The 18,509-nt window shown below is 72.4% G+C and carries 15 protein-coding genes; 6 read left to right on the top strand and 9 right to left on the bottom strand.

Going from position 1 to position 18,509, the window contains the following annotated elements; translation table 11 throughout:
• Both VGX25_RS17115 and VGX25_RS17120 read left to right on the top strand, forming a co-directional pair.
• A partial coding sequence (locus tag VGX25_RS17115) for a hypothetical protein (RefSeq protein ID WP_326918798.1) occupies positions 1 to 203 on the top strand: 203 nt, incomplete at its 5' end.
• A 103-nt stretch (positions 204 to 306) separates the two neighbouring features.
• A complete protein-coding gene (locus VGX25_RS17120) occupies positions 307 to 3,801 on the top strand; it encodes a tetratricopeptide repeat protein (protein ID WP_326918799.1) in 3,495 nt (1,164 codons plus the stop codon).
• 8 nt (positions 3,802 to 3,809) lie between these two features.
• Here the strand turns inward: VGX25_RS17120 and VGX25_RS17125 are convergent, their stop codons facing one another.
• The 7 genes from VGX25_RS17125 to VGX25_RS17155 form a co-directional block, all read right to left on the bottom strand.
• A complete protein-coding gene (locus VGX25_RS17125; RefSeq protein WP_326918800.1) occupies positions 3,810 to 5,012 on the bottom strand; it encodes a GGDEF domain-containing protein in 1,203 nt (400 codons plus the stop codon).
• Between the two features lie 445 nt (positions 5,013 to 5,457).
• A complete protein-coding gene (locus tag VGX25_RS17130; RefSeq protein WP_326918826.1) occupies positions 5,458 to 6,687 on the bottom strand; it encodes an MFS transporter in 1,230 nt (409 codons plus the stop codon).
• A 240-nt stretch (positions 6,688 to 6,927) separates the two neighbouring features.
• Positions 6,928 to 7,812 carry an SDR family oxidoreductase gene (locus VGX25_RS17135; RefSeq protein ID WP_326918801.1) on the bottom strand — a complete coding sequence of 295 codons (885 nt, stop codon included), beginning with the start codon at positions 7,810 to 7,812 and terminating at the stop codon, positions 6,928 to 6,930.
• A 226-nt stretch (positions 7,813 to 8,038) separates the two neighbouring features.
• Complete coding sequence (locus tag VGX25_RS17140) at positions 8,039 to 9,259, bottom strand: MFS transporter (RefSeq protein ID WP_326918802.1); 1,221 nt, start codon at positions 9,257 to 9,259, stop codon at positions 8,039 to 8,041.
• Positions 9,256 to 10,491 carry a hypothetical protein gene (locus VGX25_RS17145; RefSeq protein WP_326918803.1) on the bottom strand — a complete coding sequence of 412 codons (1,236 nt, stop codon included), beginning with the start codon at positions 10,489 to 10,491 and terminating at the stop codon, positions 9,256 to 9,258. The genes VGX25_RS17140 and VGX25_RS17145 overlap by 4 nt, the downstream gene beginning before the upstream one ends.
• 20 nt (positions 10,492 to 10,511) lie before the next feature.
• Positions 10,512 to 11,234 (bottom strand): esterase family protein, encoded by a 723-nt coding sequence (locus VGX25_RS17150; protein WP_326918804.1) that lies wholly within the window; start codon positions 11,232 to 11,234, stop codon positions 10,512 to 10,514.
• Positions 11,227 to 12,333 carry an alpha/beta hydrolase gene (locus VGX25_RS17155; RefSeq protein WP_326918805.1) on the bottom strand — a complete coding sequence of 369 codons (1,107 nt, stop codon included), beginning with the start codon at positions 12,331 to 12,333 and terminating at the stop codon, positions 11,227 to 11,229. The genes VGX25_RS17150 and VGX25_RS17155 overlap by 8 nt, the downstream gene beginning before the upstream one ends.
• 291 nt (positions 12,334 to 12,624) lie before the next feature.
• On the opposite strand from VGX25_RS17155, the gene VGX25_RS17160 reads away from it, so the two are divergent.
• The gene (locus tag VGX25_RS17160) at positions 12,625 to 13,068 is read left to right on the top strand and encodes an SRPBCC family protein (protein ID WP_326918806.1); all 444 of its coding nucleotides are present in this window, start codon (positions 12,625 to 12,627) and stop codon (positions 13,066 to 13,068) included.
• Here the strand turns inward: VGX25_RS17160 and VGX25_RS17165 are convergent.
• A complete protein-coding gene (locus VGX25_RS17165) occupies positions 13,049 to 13,390 on the bottom strand; it encodes a YciI family protein (protein WP_326918807.1) in 342 nt (113 codons plus the stop codon). The genes VGX25_RS17160 and VGX25_RS17165 overlap by 20 nt on opposite strands.
• Before the next feature lie 153 nt (positions 13,391 to 13,543).
• On the opposite strand from VGX25_RS17165, the gene VGX25_RS17170 reads away from it, so the two are divergent.
• The 3 genes from VGX25_RS17170 to VGX25_RS17180 are packed head-to-tail and all read left to right on the top strand — an operon-like array spanning position 13,544 to position 17,650.
• Positions 13,544 to 15,100 carry an amidase gene (locus VGX25_RS17170; RefSeq protein ID WP_326918808.1) on the top strand — a complete coding sequence of 519 codons (1,557 nt, stop codon included), beginning with the start codon at positions 13,544 to 13,546 and terminating at the stop codon, positions 15,098 to 15,100.
• Between the two features lie 41 nt (positions 15,101 to 15,141).
• Complete coding sequence (locus VGX25_RS17175) at positions 15,142 to 16,521, top strand: glutamine synthetase family protein (protein WP_326918809.1); 1,380 nt, start codon at positions 15,142 to 15,144, stop codon at positions 16,519 to 16,521.
• A 7-nt stretch (positions 16,522 to 16,528) separates the two neighbouring features.
• Entirely contained in the window at positions 16,529 to 17,650 is a 1,122-nt protein-coding gene (locus VGX25_RS17180) for an amidohydrolase family protein (protein ID WP_326918810.1), read from the top strand.
• On the opposite strand, the gene VGX25_RS17185 is transcribed toward VGX25_RS17180, so the two are convergent.
• Positions 17,638 to 18,492, bottom strand: a complete 855-nt coding sequence (locus VGX25_RS17185; RefSeq protein WP_326918811.1) for an alpha/beta fold hydrolase — start codon at positions 18,490 to 18,492, stop codon at positions 17,638 to 17,640. The two genes, VGX25_RS17180 and VGX25_RS17185, sit on opposite strands and share 13 nt — an antisense overlap.
• Between the last annotated feature and the right edge of the window lie 17 nt (positions 18,493 to 18,509).

Raw genomic sequence — 18,509 nt, forward strand, 5'->3', positions numbered from 1 at the left:
GCGGTGTGGTGTGCGCACACCGCGGCGCGCCCACGGAAGCGGCCGCACGGACTCCCCTGGGCACGGTGGTGCTCGCGGCGCACCCCCAGGGTGTCGCGGCGCACCACTCGGCATCACTGACGGTAGTGATCTGGCCTGGCGAGGAGGCTGGAACGTATCTGGACCCGGATCGGGTACGGAACGTGATAGAGGAAGGGCTCTGACCTGGCATGATTGACCCGTTCGGGTGAAGTGACGCGATGGAGGGGCAAAACCGAGGCCAGTACGAGCGGCAAGAGCGTTCTTGCCGGGTAGGGGGTCATCGCCGTGGACCATGGGTCGGCGTCCTTTGGCGAGGCGGTGCGGGCGCACCGGATTCGGGCCGGGTTGACCCAGCAGGACCTGGCAAGGCGGGCGGGGGTGAGCGTCCGCGCGGTGCGCTACATCGAGCAGGGTCAGACGAGCCGGCCGCGGCGGGAGTCGGTGCGCCGCCTGGCCGAGGCCGTCGGCCTTCCCGATCACGCACGGTGGTCGACCGGTGACGTGGGCGCCGAGCGGTTCCGGATCGGTGTGCTGGGTCGGCTGGAGCTGCGGCAGGGTGCCCGACCGGTCGAGCTCGGTCCGTTGAAGCAGCGGTGCCTGCTGGCGCTGCTGGCGGTGCAGCCGAACCGGGTGGTGCAGCGGGAGGAGATCATCGACCTGCTGTGGGGCTCGCGGCCGCCGGACAGCTGCCAGAACCTGGTGCACACCTACGTGTCCCGGCTGCGCAAGGTCACCGCAGGCGGGCCGGCCGACCGCTCGGCGCTGATCTCGTTGGCCCGCGGCGGTTACCGGCTGGCCGTGCAGGCCGACCAGCTCGACCTGCTGCGGTTCGACGAGCTCGTCGACCGGGCGGCCGAGGCGCGTCGCCGGGATCCGGAGGAGGCGCTTGCGCTGTGGGAGTCGGCGCTGGGGTTGTGGCGCGGCCCGGTGCTGGCGGACCTGCCGGACCGGGTGCGGCATCACCCGGTGGCCACGGCGGTGGCGAGCCGGCGGATCGCCACGGCGCTGAGCTATGCCGACACCGCGCTGGGCCTCGGGCGGCACGAGGCGGTGGTGGAGGCGCTGCGCGGGTTGGTGCACGCCGAGCCGCTGCACGAGGGCCTGCATGCCCGGTTGATGTTGGGGCTGGCTGGTTCCGGGCAGCAGGCGGCGGCGTTGCGGCTGTTCGCCGATCTGCGTGCCCGGTTGGCCGACGAGCTGGGCATCGAGCCCGGGCACGAGATCGTGGCGGCGTACCTGCGGATCATTCGCAACGAGGTGGGCGCCGACGCGGTGGCGGCCGGCCCGTTGCGGGTGGCGACCAGCCATCCCACGCCGGCGCAGCTGCCGGCCGACATCGGTGGGTTCACCGGCCGGCAGGAGGACCTCGCGCGGCTGGACGCGGTGCTGGCCAAGCGCAACAGCGCGCGGAACACCGCGGTGGTGATCGCGGCGATCACCGGCAGCGCCGGCGTCGGCAAGACGACGTTGGCGGTGCACTGGGCGCACCGGGTGCGCGACCAGTTCCCGGACGGCCAGCTCTACGTGAACCTGCGCGGCTACGCCTCGGACTCGCCGGTGCGGCCGCTTGAGGCGCTGACCCGGTTCCTGCACGCGCTGGGGCTGCCGGCCGAGCGGGTGCCGGTGGACCGGGAGGAGGCGGTCGGGCTGTACCGGACGCTGCTTGCCGACCGGCGGGCGTTGATCCTGCTGGACAACGCGGCCGGCGCCGAGCAGGTGCGCCCACTGCTGCCGGGCAGCCCGGGCTGCCTGGTGCTGGTCACCAGCCGGGCCCGGCTGGACGGGTTGACCGCCACCGAGGGCGCCGACCGGATCACCCTCGACGTGCTGGAGCCGCCGCAGGCGCGGCAGCTGCTCGAGGGGATGGTCGGCCAGGACCGGACCGGCGCCGAGCCGGACGCGGTCGCCGAGCTGGCCGAGGCGTGCGCGTACCTGCCGCTGGCGCTGCGCATCGTGGCGGCGAACCTGGCCTCGCTGCCGCACACCAGCATCGCCGACTACACCGACGAGCTGCGCAAGCGCGGCCGGCTGACCGAGCTGGTCGTTGCCGGCGACGACGAGGGCGCTGTCCGGGCGGCGTTCGACCTGTCCTACGACACGCTCGAGCCCGCGGCGCGGCGGCTGTTCCGGCTGCTCGGCCTCGTACCCGGCCAGGACTTCACCGCCGACGTCGCGGCCGCGCTGACCGGGACCGGCGTGCCGGACGCGCGAAGACAGCTCGGTCAGCTCGCCGCCGCGCACCTGGTCGGCGAGCACGCGGCGGGCCGGTACCAGTTCCACGACCTGCTGCGCGAGTACGCGGCCGACCGCGCGCGCAGCGAGGACGGGGCCGCCGCCGTGCGGGCCGCCACCACGCGGATGTTCGGCTACTACCTCGGCGCCACGGACGCGGCAACCCGCCTGCTCTACCCGCACGTCCTGCGGCTGCCGGACGCGTCTGGCCAGCCCACCCCGCGCACCGTCGACCTGACCACGGAGGCCGCCGCGATCGCCTGGCTGGACGCCGAGCTGCTCAACCTCGTGGCCGCGGTGCGCGCCGCCGAATCCGGGCCGCGGCACTACGCGTGGCTCATCGCCGACTCGCTGCGCGGCTACTTCGTCGCGCGCGGCCACGCCGCGGAGGGCCTTGCGGTGTGCCAGTCCGCGCTCGCCGCCGCGGTGCAGGAGGCCGACCAGGCCGCCGAGGCGTCGATCAACGACCTGCTCGGCCTGATCCACTACAACCTCAGCGACTATCCCAAGGCGATCAGCCACCACTTCAAGGCGCTGGCGCTCAACCGCCGGGCCCAGAACGCCCTCGCCGAGGCGAGCTCGCTGCACAACCTCGGCCGCGTCCACTCGCAGCTGGGCAAGCCGGCCCAGGCGGCGCTGTACTACGAGCAGTCGCTGACCATCAACCGGCGCATCGGCAACCGGTACGGCGAGGCCAACGACCTCAACTACATCGGCACCGCGTGGCTGTCGCTCGGCCGTCCGGACCGGGCGATCACCCACCACACCCAGGCCCTCGAGCTCAACCAGGAGCTCAAGCTCACCTCGTTGAACGGTCTCGGCCTCGCCCACTGGGCGCGCGGCGAGCTGGATCGGGCGGTGCGGATCCACACCGAGTGCCTCGCCGTCTGCCGGACGATCGGGCACAAGCTGGGCGAGGCGAACGCCCTGGTGTGCCTGGCCGAGACCAACTGCGACGCCGGCCGGTACCGGGAGGCGTTCGCGCAGGCTCAGCTGGCCATCACCCAGAGCCGGCAGCTCGGCGAGCGGCGCAGCGAGGTCGGCGGCCTCGACGTCCTCGCGACCGTCTACCTGCGCCGGGACCGGCACGAGATCGCGGCCCGCTACTTCGCCGACGCGCTGCAGATCGCCAGGGAGATCGGGTTCGGCTTCGGCGAGACATCGGTCCTCATCGGACTGTCCACGACGCTGCGGGCCGCCGGCCGGGTCCCGGAGGCGCTTGCGCACTGCCGGGACGCGCTCGCCGTGCTGCACGACTCCGGCATGCGGCTGCTCGAAGGCCGGGCGCTGACCGAGCTGGCGCACGGCTACCTCGACCTGGGCCACCTCGACCAGGCCGCGACGCATGCCCACCAGGCGTTCAAGGTCGTGCGGGAACGCCGGCAACGCCTGGCCGAGGCCCGGACCCGTCTGGTGCTCGGCCTGATCCGCCGGGCCGAGCACGACCTCGACGGGGCCCGCGCGCACTGGCGTGCGGCGCTGGACATCTTCACCGACATCGGCACCCCGGAGGCGGCCGAGGCCGCGGCGTTGCTGTCGGAGGACTGACGGGCCCGCTACGCCGACCGCGGGAGGCTGGCCAAGCGGACCTGGTCGCGGCCGTTCTCCTTGGCCTCGTACACCGCCGCGTCGGCGATCTTCAACAGCTCATCCAACTCGGAGCCGTGCTGCGGGTAGACCGCGATGCCGACCGACGTGGTCCGGCCGGCGATCGCCACGGGGCCGCCACGCTTGTCCGTGGTCGGCACCTGCAGGCCGGAGACCGTCTCGCGGATGCGTTCGCCGGCCGCGACCGCCTCGGGGGTGCCCATGTCGGGGAGCAGCAGCACGAACTCCTCGCCGCCGAACCGTCCGATGACGTCGCCGGGGCGGGTCGCGCTGCGCAGCGCCGCGGCGACGACCTCCAGCACGTCGTCGCCGGCCGGGTGCCCCCAGGTGTCGTTGATCGACTTGAAGTGGTCGAGGTCGACCATCAGCACGGCCGAGGGACTGTTCGCCCGGCTCGCGCGCTCGAACGCCCGTTCGGCCGCTTCGTGCCAGCCGCGCATGTTGAGCAGGCCGGTCTTCGGATCGGTGCGCACGTCGACCTGCAGCTGCCGAACCTCCGCGATGCGGTTGCCGATCACGCTGATCACCACCATGATCGCCAGCGCGGCCGGGATGTTGACCACCAGGATCGCCGTGAGGATGCCGAGCGCGATGGTGAGCGCCTCGAGCTCGTTGTCCTCCTTCGTGCCGAGCACCGTGCGGATGGACGGCTTCGTGGTGCTCAGCAGGATCGCGCCCGCGCCGATGATCAGCGCCTGGGCGCCGAAGTAGACCAGCCCGGCCAGGCCGAGGACGCCGAACTCGGCGAACGAGCTCGGCACGTCGAGCTCGGTCAGCCGGCGCTCGTCGAACAGGACCAGCACGCCGTAGGTGACCATCGCGGCGAGCAGCATGCTTCCGGCCGAGAAGGTGAACCGGTACAGCGGGCGCCGGGCGACGAACCAGCGCTGGGTTCGGCTCAGCACGATCAGCAGCAACGCCAGGTGGATGGGCAGCACGACCACGGCCGGAAACGACCAGATGCCGGTCAGGTCGATGTGCACGGTCGGCTTCCTGGTGCTGCGGCGCCGCTCCTCCTGCCGTCGCGACATCTGGATGTGGATGGTCGCGCAGATCGCCAGGGCGGCGAAGCGGAACCAGTCGACCTGGGTGGGGGCGGGGGTGGTCACGGTGAGCCAGACCATGGCGACGACCGTGAGCGCCTCGATCACCAACAGATAGCACTTGAGCCGGGTGCGCTGTGTCCAAAACGCCCAGTGCCGCGGATGAGCACGAAACCGCAGTTTGGTATGGTCGCCGGCGCTTTGATCAATCACACTAGTGGATGACAGCCGAAGACCATCCCGGGCCTGCCCCGGACGCCCGTTGACCCCGTCCGAGGCCTGCCCGGCCCCATCGTGAGCGGTGAACGTCATGGGCCCAGGTCCTCCATCCGTGTCACACCCAAGTGTGCCCCGAATGGGACATGATCCGTCACAGCCCCCCACCAGATAGCATTTGTCCGCCCCAGCCCCCGTCCCCACGCGGGAGGTGACCCCGATGCGTGACCGTGAATTATGATCATCCCCTGAGCCCCCGAAGCTCCAAGGATCGTGCCAGTGCCGACTTCGCCGGCGAGGGACAAGCCGCGTGCCGGATCGCGAACCTGACCCCCCGCTAGTTTGTCGTTCCCGCGCCGCGCTTCGTGAGGGTTGCTCGGTAACCTGACTCCGACCGCGCCGATCGTTGGATCCCGGCCCAGGCGACGGTCGCCGGGATCGCGATCAGGACACCGAGCAGGCCGGCCAGCGCGACCGTCGTCATGGCCGAACCGATCCATTGCGCAACCGCGCCGCCGAGCGCGACCCCCACCCCCTGCGCCACCCGCATACCCGTGCGGGCGATTCCGAACGCCCCGCCGCGCAGGCCGTTGGGCGCCCAGGTGTTGAACGTGGCGCCGACCGTGATCGAGTACGCGCCGGTCGCCCCGGCCAGGGCCAGCAGGATCAGCGCGAGGGCCAGGTTGGGGTGGAGCACGAAGCCGATCAGCACCCCCACCGAGCCCGTCGCGAGCACACCGACCAGCCGGATCCGCATGTCCGGTGCGACGAAGTGGGACAGCAGGAACGCGCCGACCACGAAGCCGAGCGGGTCGGCGGCGAGCAGCCAGCCGACCGCCGCCGACGACACACCCATCTCGTGGGCGAGCGGCGCGGCCAGCCCCTCCGGCACGACCACGAGGCCGACCAGCCAGGTCAGCGTGAGCAGCACCCGCATCCGGCGCTGGCCGAACACCCAGCGAGCCGCCCGGAACCAGCCGTCGTCCTTGTTCCCGGCCGCCGGGCGGTCCTTCATCCAGCGGTGCACGACCAGGGCGCTGACCACGAACGTGGCGGCGTCCAGGGCGAGCGCCCAGGACGTCCCGATGGACACGACGAGCAGACCGCCACCGGCAAGGCCGAGCAGCATGAGCGTGTTCGTGGTGATGCCGCGCAGGTCCTGGCTGCGCAGGTAGACCGCGTCGTCGGTGAAGATCTCGCGGGCCGCCGACTGCTGCGCGGCAAGGGCGGGGGACTGGACCAGCTGCACCACGAAGACCAGTGCGGCCAGCGCCCCGATGTGCATGCCGGGAATGGCCATCAGGCCGACAAGCACGGCCTGGATCAGCGAGCACACCACCATCAGCGCGCGGCGTGGGAAGCGGTCGGCCAGCTGGGACAGGCCGAGCCCGCCGGCCAGGGCCGGGAGGAACGTCAGCGCGTAGACCACGGCGGCCCACCAGGCCGAGCGCGTGCGGTCGTAGACCAGGATCATGAGCGCGACCTTGGCCAACTGGTCGCCGGCCACCGACTGGCCCTCGGCGAACCAGAGCGCGCGGAACTCCGTGACCGCGAGCGCCGCGGTCATCTTCGGCGTTCCGTTGTTGCTCACATCCAGCCCTGTGTCGACTGCGGTCGTCGTGGTGGGTAGCGCATCGCGCCGCGACGTTGGCGCAGCCGGCAACGCTTGAGACTCCAAGCCGGTCGAACGCTTGCTCCCCGCGACGAGATGGCCCCTCGGTCATCGCGTCGTTGCTCAGAGTACCGGCACTGGGCAGGGCCGTGGAGGCGACCGATCGTCGGGCCAGGTTCCCAGTTGCCATTCAGGTCACGCCGTGGCCGGGGTCAGCCAGTCGCGCAGGCGAGGGGGCATGCGCTTCTCGAGGCCGTAGGGCTCGAGGTGGGCCTGGAACACCTCGGTGAAGGCGCGGTCGACGGTGTCGGCGTCCCAGATGTCGCGCTCCAGGATGGGGAACTTGAGGTAGGGCTGCCCGACGAGATGCAGTTGCGGGCCGTTGCAGCGGATCATCTGGCCGGTGATGCCGGCGGACCGGTCGCTGATCAGGAAGACCACCAGCGGGGCGATCCGGTCGGGCGTGCGGTCGGGCGGGCACTTGCGCAGGGCGCGCTCGGAGGACCAGACCATGCGGGTGTGGGCGAGTGGGCAGACCGCGTTGACCCGGATGCCGACCGCCTCGAGGTCGAGGGCCCAGGAGTAGGTCAGCGAGGCCACCGCGCCCTTGCTGGCCGAGTAGGTGGCCAGGGTGCGCTGGCCGAGCGAGGCGCCGGAGGAGATGTTGACGATGGACCCGCCGCCGGTGTCCTTCATGGCGCGCAGGGCGGCCAGTCCCGTGTAGAGGGTGCCGAGCAGGTTGACCTCGATCAGCTCTCGGGCCCGGTCGGGGTCGTCGTCCCAGGGCAGCACCTCGTAGTGGATGCCGGCGTTGTTGACCAGGCCGTCGACCCGGCCGAACCGCTCGACGCACAGGTCGACGATGGCCTGCGCCGCCTCGGCGTCGGTCACGGTGTGCGTGCTGACCACCGCGGGATGGCCCTCCGCGCGCATGGCGTCGGCCACCCGGCGGGCGGCGTCGGCGTCCACGTCGTTGACCACGACCATGGCGCCCGCCCGGCCGAGCTCGACCGCGAACGCCTCCCCGAGGCCCCTGCCCGCTCCCGTCACCACCACTGCCTTGCCGTCGAGTGATGTCATCTCGCGCCTCCCCGTCTATCCATCACCTCGCAAGCTCGGTGATGCGGACCCCGTCGCCTCGCAAGCTCGGCGACGGGGCAGTGTTCAATGGCTCGCTCGCAAGCTCCCTCGCGCGCGGCTGCCGTACCTGGGCACCAGTGTTGGGCTTGGGGTGGTTGATCGGGGACGGTCCGCGACGGATGGGCCGCTTCGTGCGGCAAGCGCGGGATTCCCGTTTGGTCGCGCTTTACGCCGGGGCGTTGAGCGGCGGTTGAGCCGAATGGTCCAGGTGCCGGACCCGCACGTACAGCATGGGCAGCAGTGACAGTGTCAGCGACAGCACGCCGGCGACCAGCACGGCGGGGTCGAGGCCGAGGCCGGCCACGGCCAGCCCACCGAGCACGCCGCCGACCGGCAGACCGGCGAAGGACAGCGCCGCGGCCAGGCCGAACACCCGGGTGTGCAGGTCGACCGGGACCCGTTCGTACATCAGGGTCACCAGGATCGGGTTGACCGCCGAGGTGGCCACCCCGGACAGGAAGGTCACCGCAAGCACCAGCGCCAGCTCGTGGCTGAGCCCCAGCACGAGCAGGCGCGGGGCGCTGCCGAGCACCGCGCCGAGGGCGAACGTGCGGTACGGCGGCAGCCTGGTGGCCAGCGCGGTGACCCCCACCGACCCGACCACCGCGCCGCCCGCGTAGGCGCCGAGGATCAGGCCCAGCCCGGCCGGCGAGCCCAGCACCTCGGACACCCAGACCGGGATGAACACCGCGACGCTGGCCTGGCTGAACAGGTTGAGCAGGAACGTCACCATGATCATGGCCAGGAGCATCCGGCTGGCCGCCAGGTGCCGTGCCCCGGAGCGCAGCGCGGCCAGGTACGGCTCCGCCCGGCCGCGGCGCGGGGTCCCCGGGCGCACCAGCGCGCCGACCACCGCGGCGCACACGGCGAACGTGCCGCCGTCGACGAGCACCGCGCCGCGCGCACCGAGCCAGAAGATGAGCAGCCCGCCCAGCGGCGCGCCGACGAGCATGCCCGTCCGGTTCAACCCCTCGAACACGGCGGTGGCCTTGGCGATCGGGACGCCGGCCGCCTCCGCCATGGGGCGCAGCAGGACGTTCTTGACCCGATCGCCGACGCCGCGCAGTGCGCCGATGACCGCGACCAGGGCGGCGAGCGCCGGGAAGCCCAGCCCGGGGATCACCGCCACCGCCACGGTGGCCAGCGCGCTGCCGGCGTCGGCGACGACCGACGCGCGGCGCAGCCCCACCCGGTCGGCCAGCGGCGCGGCCAGCACTCCGGACAGCACGTACGGCACCATCTCCGCGCCGGCGATCAGCCCCATCAGCGCCGGGTCGCCGGTGGTCACCAGCACCAGCCAGGGAATCGCCAGCATCGAGATCCGGGTGCCGAGCGCGGTCACGACGGCGGCCGTGCACAGCGCGACCAACCCACCGCGCCGGCTCATGTCTCCTGGTCGTGCACCCAGGCGCCGAGCAGGCCGCGGAAGTGCGCGACGAACCGGTCCTGCTCAGCCGCCGGGTAGGTGGACCGCACGGTGTCCACGAGCAACCGGTCGAAGTCCGCCGACCGCACCCAGTCGTACACCACTTCGTCCACATGAGACAGTCGAGAGGCGCAGAAGTCCTGGTACCGCTCGGTTTCGAAGTACTCATCGGCGAGGCGGCGGTACTCGGCCAGCTTGTCCCGGTAGGACAGATCGGTGCGGTCGGCAATGTCGAAGTACTTGCTGGTCTCCAGATCAAGGCGGGGACGGCGGCCGGTGGCGCAGCAGAACACGGTCCACCTGACCAGCGCGGCCATGGCCCACGGGAAGTAGTAGTGCAACGAGGTCAGCGCCACGTCCGGGCAGGCGTTGGCGTAGTCGATCGGGTGCACGTCGGCGCCGCGCACCAGCGTCTCGCAGGAGTTGAACTCCCACCGGAAGAACGCGTTGATCAGCCGGGAGATCGTGGTGACCTCCCAGCCGGCGTCCGGGTCGAGGAAGCCGTGCTCGACGGCGTACCGGTCATGCATCGGCAGCTCGGGCCGGAACTTCATCACCATGGTCTCCGGGCCGATGGACAGCGACCGGGCGAACACGTCGTAACCCTCCACAGCGGACTGCAGGTGCATCAGCCGCTCGCCCGAGGTGTCGTAGGCCCGGTGCAGCTCCGCGCTGTTGCGCACCCGGGACACCCCCACCCAGGCGCCGCCGTCGTACGGCTTCATGAACAGCGGGTAGCCCAGCCGCTCGGCGATCGCGTCCAGATCGAACGGTCGGTTGTACCGGGCGGCGGTGTAGGCGTACCGGGCGTTGTCCACCGGATGCTTGAACGGCACCAGCACGGTGTCCGGAACCTTGAGGCCCAGCCGCATCATCGCGCAGTAGGCCGCGTGCTTCTCCATGGACTGGAAGGTGAACGGGCTGTTGAGCAGGTAGACGTCGTCCATCAGCGCGATCTTCTTCAGCCACTCGCGCGGGTGGTAGTACCAGTAGGCGAGCCGGTCGATCACCAGCGAGTGCCGCGGCTTGTACCGCAGGTCGAACGGCTCGATGGTGACCCGCTTGATGTCGAACGTGTGCGTCGTTCCGGAGCCGTCCTTGATCGGCCCGAGCCGGCGGGTGATCTCGGTGAACGCCGTCGGCCAGTCCTCCTCGGTGCCCAGCAGCAGGCCGACCACATGATCGACATTCACGGCTCGGACCTCCTTGTCCGTCAACAGAAGCGCGGCAGGTGATGGGCCAACTGGGCGCGCCAGGACGGCCAGTCGTGCGGCACGTCGTGGCCCCACAGGTCCAGCTCGACCTTGATGCCCTTGTCCTTGAGCAGCGCGGCCATCCACTTCGTGGACTCCAGCGCGCCGGTGGTGTCCTCCCACCGGCCCTGGCCGCACACCAGCAGCACGGACAGCCTGGAGCGCAACCAGTCCAGGTGCTCGCCGTGCAGGTTCGGCACGTAGCTCACCGGGTTGTTGAAGTAGGTGCTCATGCCGCGCTCGCCCCAACCCCGCCAGCTGGTCGTGTCGTAGTTGCCGGAGAAGCACATGGCCAGCACGAAGATGTCGGCGTGCCGCAGCGCGATGTTCAGCGCGTGGTAGGCGCCCAACGAGCAGCCGGCGGTGATGATCTCGACCGGCCCGCCGCCGCAGTCGTCGGCGATGAACGGCGCGACCGTGCCGACGATCCAGCCCTCGTACCGCTCGTGCTGCCGCGCGCGCTCCTCGACCGGCAGGTGGCCGGCCGACCAGCTGGCGCCGTCGAACGAGTCGACGCAGTACAGCTTGACCCGGCCGGCGCTCAGCAGCCCGCCGACCGCGCCGACCAGGCCGTTGGACTCCGCGTCGTGCGCGTTTCCCTGCTCGGTGGGGAACAACAGCACCGGGCGGCCCCAGTGCCCGTGCACCAGGACCCGGCCGTCCGGCAACGAGACCTCACGCATCTCTTACCCGCCCGCCGTCCCCCCACCGCGTCCCCGAGTCGGCCCAAACCTTTGCGAGCAGGTCGACCAGGTAGGGGTCGAACGAGTCCCGCCAGGCGACGTAGTTGTGCGCGTCGGGCACCTCGTGCAGCGTCGCCGGATAGCCCTGGCGGCGCAGGGTGGCGGCCATCAGCCGGTTGTTGTGCACGTTCTCCTCGGCCGTGCCGCAGGTGAGGGTGGTCGGCACCGCCCGCCCGGATCCCTGACCGCGCAGCACCGCGGCGACGTAGCGGATGATCCGGTTGTAGTAGCGGAAGTCCTTCTCGACCTCGTCGTACTGCGGCACGAAGAAGCTGCCCGACTGGAGGAACAGCCCGGCCACCTGGGTGGGGTGCCGCCGCTGGATGTGCAGCGCCGCCAGCCCGCCGAGGCTGGCGCCCATGAGCACCACCGGCCCGTCCGTCCCGAGCGTGCGGCGCAGCTCCGGGAGCACCGAGCCGACCATCGCCGTGGCGTAGGCGGGATTGGCCGAGTACCGCTCGTCCCGGGCGCCGGGGGTCGCGAGGGCGAGGTGGAACGGCGGTACCCGGCCGTGGCGCACCATGGTCGCGGCGAACCGGCCCAGCGCCGCCAGCCGGTCGTACTCCGGCCCGTCGTGCGCCACCAGCAGCCGGGACGTCGGCTCGTCCGGAGACAGCACGGTGATCTCGACCGGGCCGACCCCGGTGGACACGTTGAGCTCTGCGCCGATCGGCCAGGCCTGCTCCCCGGCGAGCCACGCCGGCGCCGCGTAGTCCGGCATGCCGAGGACCGACTTGTCGCCGAACGCGCCCGGGGTGAGCACCGGGTTGGTCGGGTCGGTGACGGTCTCGCTGGCGCCGTCCGGGTGGTACAGCGTGAGCTGGTACTCCATCCGCCTGATCGGTGGGCGGGGCAGCGTCAGCGTCCAGGCGCCGGCGGTCTCGTCGTACCCGAACCGGGTGTCCTGCCCCGGCAGGTCGAGCTCGTGTCGCAACTCCACTCCGACCAGCCGGCGGTTCGGGTCGGCCAGCGAGAAGGCGATCGTCTCGTCGCCCACCCGCGGCCCGACCGCCACCGGTGCGGCATGCGGCTCGGCCATACTCCGACCCTAACCGCGCAGCGCGCACCATGGTCGACAAGCGCAAGTTTGCCGCTCAGGTGCGCATGGCGGCCACGACGGGGCCGGACGACACTGTCGGCATGCGTGAGGTCGCCGCCCGGGTGCACGTGGCCGCGCCGGTGCCGGTGGTGGCTGGCTGCCGGGCCCGGTGCACGGCAGATCGCGCAGCTGGACACGACAGCCGCGCCGCGCGGCGCGGCCGTCGTTTTCACGTGGCGACTTTGCCGGAGTCCTGCCGTAGGGGGACGGGGGCGGGGCCACACTGTCGGCATGCGTGAGGTCGCCGCCCGGGTACATGTGGCCGCGCCGGTGCCGGTGGTGTGGGCGGCGGTGACCGACTGGCCGCGGCAGGGTGAGTGGATGATCGGCACCCGGGTGGCCGTGGTCGCCGGCGACGGGCGGTCGGTCGGCTCGCGGCTGTTCGGTTTCACCGGGCTCGGCGACGTCGGGTTCCTGGACGAGCTGGAGATCGTCGAGTGGACGCCGCCGCACCGGTGCCGGGCCCGGCACCTGGGGACGCTGCTGCGCGGGTCGGCGGAGTTCGACGTCTCCGCGGACGGCTCCGGCTCGGTGGTCCGGTGGACCGAGCGGCTGGAGCCGCCGCTCGGCGTGCTCGGTGCGGTCGGGCTGCGGGTGCTGGGGCCGGTGCTGGTCCTGGGGATGCGCCGCTCGCTTCGCCGGCTCGCGGCCGTGGTTACTCGTCCGGCGGGATGAACAGCGGCCGGAGCTCGACGCCGCCGTCCCGGGTGGCCGGGTTGAGCTTGGCGATCTGCAACGCCACGTCCATATCGGGCGCCTCGAGGATGAAGAACCCGGCGACCACCTCCTTGGCCTCGGCGAACGGGCCGTCGGTGACCCCGCTGCGCCGGACCGACCTGGCCGTGGTGCTCGGCTGCAGCGCGTATCCCGTGACGATCTTGCCGCCCAGCTCCTCGACCTGGGCCGGATACCGGTCGAGCAGCTCGAGGTACTCGGGCGTGATCTCCATCGGATCCGCCGGCGCCGGCGAGTAGATCAGAACCGCGTACTGGGGCATCGGGTCCTCCTCGGTTCGGTGGTCGTCCGCGCCTGGCACGGTAGCGGGGGTGGTCCCCCAAGGGTGAGCCGGTTCCCGTACCCCCATCGGACCCGCGACGAATGGCGGATTGACCGTGGGTGGGGAGGGGAGTGGGGTTGGTGGGTGCGTTACATGCGCTTCTTCCTTGTGATTATTACTGTTGCCGGCACGTTCTTCGTGGGGCAGGGCCCGGCGGCGGGAAACCCGGCGAGCGCGGGACTGGGGTTCGACCTCGACGCGGCGACGATTCCCGAGCTGCAGGCGCGGATGGATCGGGGACGGCTCAGCTCGGTGCGGCTGACCATCGCCTACCTGCGCCGGATCGCGGCGGTCGACGACGAGGTCAACTCCGTGATCGCGCTGAACCCGCGGGCGTTGGCGGAGGCGGCGGCGAGTGATCAGCGCCGCCGGGCGGGGCGGACGCTTGGGCAGCTGGACGGGATTCCGGTGCTGCTCAAGGACAACGTGGACACCGTGATCAACAAGACGACGGCGGGATCGCGGGCGTTGCGGTCGCGGCCGGCGGCGGACGCGCATCTGGTGGGGCGGCTGTACCGCGGCGGGGCGGTGATTCTCGGCAAGGTGAACCTGTCGGAGTGGGCGAACTTCCGCTCGTTCCGGTCGACGTCGGGGTGGTCGGGGGTCGGCGGGCAGACCAACAACCCCTATGTGCTTGACCGGAATCCGTGCGGGTCGTCGTCGGGGTCCGGGGCGGCGGTGGCGGCGACGCTGGCGCAGGTGGCCATCGGCACGGAGACCGACGGGTCGATCGTGTGCCCGTCCGGCGCGAACGGGATCGTCGGGCACAAGCCGACGCTGGGGCTGGTGAGCCGGACGGGCGTGGTGCCGATCTCGGCGGACCAGGACACGGCGGGACCGATGACCAGGCACGTGGTCGACTCGGCGATCACGCTGTCGGTGCTGCAGGGGCGGGACCCGGCGGACCCGGCGACGCGGGCCATCCCGGCCGACCAACCGCGCGACTACGCCCGGTTGTTGCGGCCGGACGCGTTGCGTGGCAAGCGGATCGGCGTGTGGCGGCTGGCCGGCGCGGATGCCGACGTCGACCGGGTGGTCGACGACGCCGTGCGCGCGATCCGGGCCGCAGGGGCCACGACGGTCGACGTGGAGCTGCCGTTCCAGGACGAGATCGGGCAGAACGAGTTTCCCGCGCTGATCGTCGAGTTCAAGCGAGACCTGCACGCCTACCTGGCCAACCGGCCCGGTGGTCCGGACACCCTGGACGAGCTGATCGAGTTCAACCGCAACGATCCGATCGAGCTGTCCAAGTTCGGGCAGGAGATCTTCGAGGAGGCCGCGAAGGCGCCGGATCCGTCCGATCCGACGTACCGGCGGCAGCGCGAGACGGCCACCACCCTTGCGCGGCGGTCGATCGACGAGACGCTGGCCGCGTTCCGGCTGGACGCGATCGTGGCGCCGACCAACAGCCCGGCCTGGAAGACCGACTACGCCAACGGGGACGCGTTCGTGCTCGGATCGTCGAGCCCGGCCGCGGTTTCCGGATATCCCAACGTGTCGGTGCCGGCGGGGTTCGCCGGGCCGCTGCCGATCGGGGTGTCGTTCTTCGCGGGTCGGTGGTCGGACGCCACGGTGCTGGCGTTCGCCGCGGCGTTCGAGCGGGTGAATCCGGCGCGGCGGGCGCCGGAGTTCCTGCCCACGATCGGCTGACCCGGCGCCGGCGAGTCCGTCCGCAGGGCACCATGTCTTCCATGGTGACTGCGGATCGGATCCCGGCCGGCGACGAGCCCGCCGCCCGGCGGGTGGAGGAGTTGGAGCGGGCCGGCGTCGAGCTGGTCGAGGTGTCCTTTGTAGACAATGCGGGGATCACCAGGGTCAAGACGGTCCCGCTCGGGCGCCTGCCGGCCATCGCCACCGGCGGGGTGGGCGCATCGCCGTGCTTCGAGACGTTCGGCTCCGACGACGTCATGGTGTACGGCCGCTACCTCGGCGGACCGGACGGCGACCTGCGGCTGGTGCCCGACCTGGACCGGGCGGTGGCGCTGGCCGCCGTGCCCGGATGGGCCTGGGCGCCCGCGGACCGGTTCACCATGGCCGGCACCCGCTTCGTGGCCTGCCAGCGGGCCTTCGCCGCCCGCCAGGCCGCGGCGGCGGCCGAGCGCGGCCTGTCCCTGCGGATGGCGATCGAGCACGAGTGGATCGTCGGCCGGGCCGACGCCGACGGCTTCGTGCCGGCGTTCGACGGCCCCGCGTACGGCCAGATCCGGCTCGAGCAGGTCGCCGACTACGCCCGCTCGCTGGTCGGCGACCTGCAGGCGCAGGGCCTGCACGTCGATCAGTTCCACCCCGAGTACGCGGGCGCCCAGCTCGAGCTCTCGGTGGCGGCGACGGATCCGGTGGGCGCGGCCGACGACGCGGTGCTTGTCCGGCACACGATTCGCGCCCGCAGCCTCCGGCACGGGTGGCGGGCGACGTTCGCGCCGAGCGTCGACCCGGACGGCGCCGGCTCGGGCGCTCACCTGCACCTGTCCGTGCACGACGCGGACGGCAACGCGATGACCGGCGGGACGGGTCCGGCCGGGTTGCGACCGGCCGGCGAGGCGTTCGTGGCCGGGATCCTGCGCGAGCTGCCGGCGCTGGTGGCGGTCGGCGCCGGGCATCCGGCGAGCTTCCTGCGGCTGCAGCCGTCCCGGTGGGCCGGGGTGTGGCAGTGCTGGGGCGTGGAGACCAGGGAGACCGCCGTCCGGATCGTCACCGGCCTGCCCGGCACCGGCTCGTGGGCGGCCAACGCCGAGGTGAAGTGCTTCGACGGCACGGCGAACCCGTACCTGGTGATCGGCTCGGTGATCGCGGCCGGGCTCGCCGGGGTGGCCGAGGAGCTGCGGCTGCCGCCGCCGGTCACCGGCGATCCCGCCCTGCGCGACCCGATCGAGCAGGCGGCGGCCGGAGTTCACCGGCTGCCCACGTCGGTGTCCGAGGCCGCGGACGCGCTGGAGTCGTCCGCGGTGCTGGCCGGCGCGATGGGCGCCGAGCTGCACGATGCCGTGATCACGGTGCGCCGCACCGAGGCCGAGCGGTGCGCCGGGCTGGACGCCGCCGAGCTGGCCGCGGCCACCCGCTGGCGCTGGTGAGCGCGCCGTGGTGACCGACGAGGTGCCGCTGCACGACCAGCACTGCCACGGGGTGGTGACTGCCGATCTGGACGCCGGCGCGTTCGCCGGCTGGCTGACCGAGGCGTTCCGGCTGCCGCCGCACCGCGATCCGTTCGACTCGATGCTCGGCCTTGCCGTGCGCCGGTGGTGCGCGCCGGTGCTCGGCCTTCCGGCGCACGCGGAGTCCGACGCCTACCTGCGGCGGCGCGCCGAGCTGGGCTGGCGTGCGGTCACCGAGCGGCTGCTGCGGTCGTCGGGCGTGACGAACTGGTTGGTGGACACGGGGTTCACCCCGCCGGAGCCGCTGACCGGCCCGGCCGAGCTTGCCGGCCTTGGCGGGGGCGCCGGCCACGAGGTGGTGCGCGTCGAGCGGGTGGCGGAAACCATTGCCCAGCAAGGCGAGTCGCCGCGGACGCTGCTCGACGCGATCCGCGCCGAGCTGCGCGGGCGGGCGACCGGGGCGGTGGCCTTGAAGACCGTGATCGGCTACCGGTGCGGGCTCGCGCTGCCCGCCGCCGCGCCGTCCGACACCGAAGCCAGGGCCGCCGCCGAGCGGTGGCTGCGCTCGGGCGACCGGCGGCTGACCGAGCCGGTGCTGCTGGCCTGGCTGGTGTACGAGGCCGCGCGGGTCGGGGCCGCGCTCGGCCTGCCGCTGCAGGTGCACACCGGGTTCGGTGACCCGGACCTGCGCCTGCGGGACGTGGATCCGGCGCTGCTCGGCGGGTTCCTCGAGGCCACTGTGGACAGTGGGGTGACCGTGGTGCTGCTGCACTGCTGGCCCTACCACCGCAACGCCGCGTACCTCGCGCACGGGTACCCCCACGTGATCGTCGACATAGGACTGACCGTGCCGTTCGTCGGCGCCCGGACCGGCGAGGTGCTCGGTGAGATCCTCGAGCTCGCCCCGTTCGACGCGGTCGTGTACTCCTCGGACGGTCGAGCGCTACCCGAGCTGCACCACCTCGGCGCCGTGCTGTGGCGGCACCACCTCGGCCGGCTGCTCGACGAGTGGATCAGTGCCGACGTGCTGTCCACCGTGGACGCCGAGCGACTGGCGGTCGCGGTGGGCCGGGGGAACTCGGCGCGGATCCATCCTCAGCTGACCTGACGGCCCTGGCCGGCCCGCGGGGCGAGGAAGGCCAGCGTGTGGTCGATCGTCTCCCGGTCGCGCAGGATCCGCCAGTGGCCGCGGCCGGTCACCGTGATCAGCCGGGCGTCCGGCCAGACCCGTTGCACGGCAAGGCTGTCGGCATACCGGGTCTCCCGGTCGCGCGGGTCGTGCACGAGCAGCAGCGGGGGCGGCGCGGCGAGGCCGGCAACCTGGCTTGGAATGTCGAACTCCGACCACGGCAGGCCCACCCTGGCGGCAACCCGGTCCCGCATGCCTGCCCGGATCCGCTCACCGAAGCCGAGCCGCGCGGCGAACAGGATGGTGTACGGGTCGGGCTGGGTCATGGGGGCGAGAAACACCAGCCGGCCGGCGGGCAGCCCGCGGCGCACCGCGAAGAACGTCGCGGCGCAGCCGAGGGAGTGGGAGATCACCGCGTGCGCCTGGCCGTGCTCGGCCACCACCGCGGTCAGCGCGGCGGCCATCTCGGGGATGGTGGTGCGCCTCTGGCCGAGCCGGCCGGGCTCGGAGTCGCCGTGGCTCAGCGCGTCGAAGGTGATCACCCGGTAGCCGGCGGTGAGCAGCGGCTCGACGAACGGCTCGAGCTGCTCGCTCGCGCCGCCCCAGCCGTGCACCAGGTAGACCCGCGGGCCCATGCCCCAGGCCCGGCCGGTCACCCGGCCACCGTCCACTGTGACACTGAAGGTCTCGGCCAGCGGCAGGGTGCGCGACCGCCGGCCGCCGCGGTACCGCGGCATGGTGAGCCAGAGCCGCTCCGCCAAGGCCGCGCCCGGCCGAGGGGCGACCCGCTCAAGAGCGCCGAACAGCGCTCGGATGCTCACTTCAATAATACGAACGA

The sequence above is a fragment of the Actinophytocola sp. genome (assembly GCF_035942955.1).
Taxonomy (GTDB): domain Bacteria; phylum Actinomycetota; class Actinomycetes; order Mycobacteriales; family Pseudonocardiaceae; genus DASYTH01.

What these genes read in the sequence shown, in the direction of transcription:
- VGX25_RS17130 (WP_326918826.1), bottom strand. Translation starts at nt 6,687, where the DNA reads ATGACCGCGGCGCTCGCGGTCACGGAGTTCCGCGCGCTCTGGTTCGCC.
- VGX25_RS17135 (WP_326918801.1), bottom strand. Translation starts at nt 7,812, where the DNA reads ATGACATCACTCGACGGCAAGGCAGTGGTGGTGACGGGAGCGGGCAGG.
- VGX25_RS17140 (WP_326918802.1), bottom strand. Translation starts at nt 9,259, where the DNA reads ATGAGCCGGCGCGGTGGGTTGGTCGCGCTGTGCACGGCCGCCGTCGTG.
- VGX25_RS17150 (WP_326918804.1), bottom strand. Translation starts at nt 11,234, where the DNA reads ATGCGTGAGGTCTCGTTGCCGGACGGCCGGGTCCTGGTGCACGGGCAC.
- VGX25_RS17155 (WP_326918805.1), bottom strand. Translation starts at nt 12,333, where the DNA reads ATGGCCGAGCCGCATGCCGCACCGGTGGCGGTCGGGCCGCGGGTGGGC.
- VGX25_RS17160 (WP_326918806.1), top strand. Translation starts at nt 12,625, where the DNA reads ATGCGTGAGGTCGCCGCCCGGGTACATGTGGCCGCGCCGGTGCCGGTG.
- VGX25_RS17165 (WP_326918807.1), bottom strand. Translation starts at nt 13,390, where the DNA reads ATGCCCCAGTACGCGGTTCTGATCTACTCGCCGGCGCCGGCGGATCCG.
- VGX25_RS17170 (WP_326918808.1), top strand. Translation starts at nt 13,544, where the DNA reads ATGCGCTTCTTCCTTGTGATTATTACTGTTGCCGGCACGTTCTTCGTG.
- VGX25_RS17175 (WP_326918809.1), top strand. Translation starts at nt 15,142, where the DNA reads ATGGTGACTGCGGATCGGATCCCGGCCGGCGACGAGCCCGCCGCCCGG.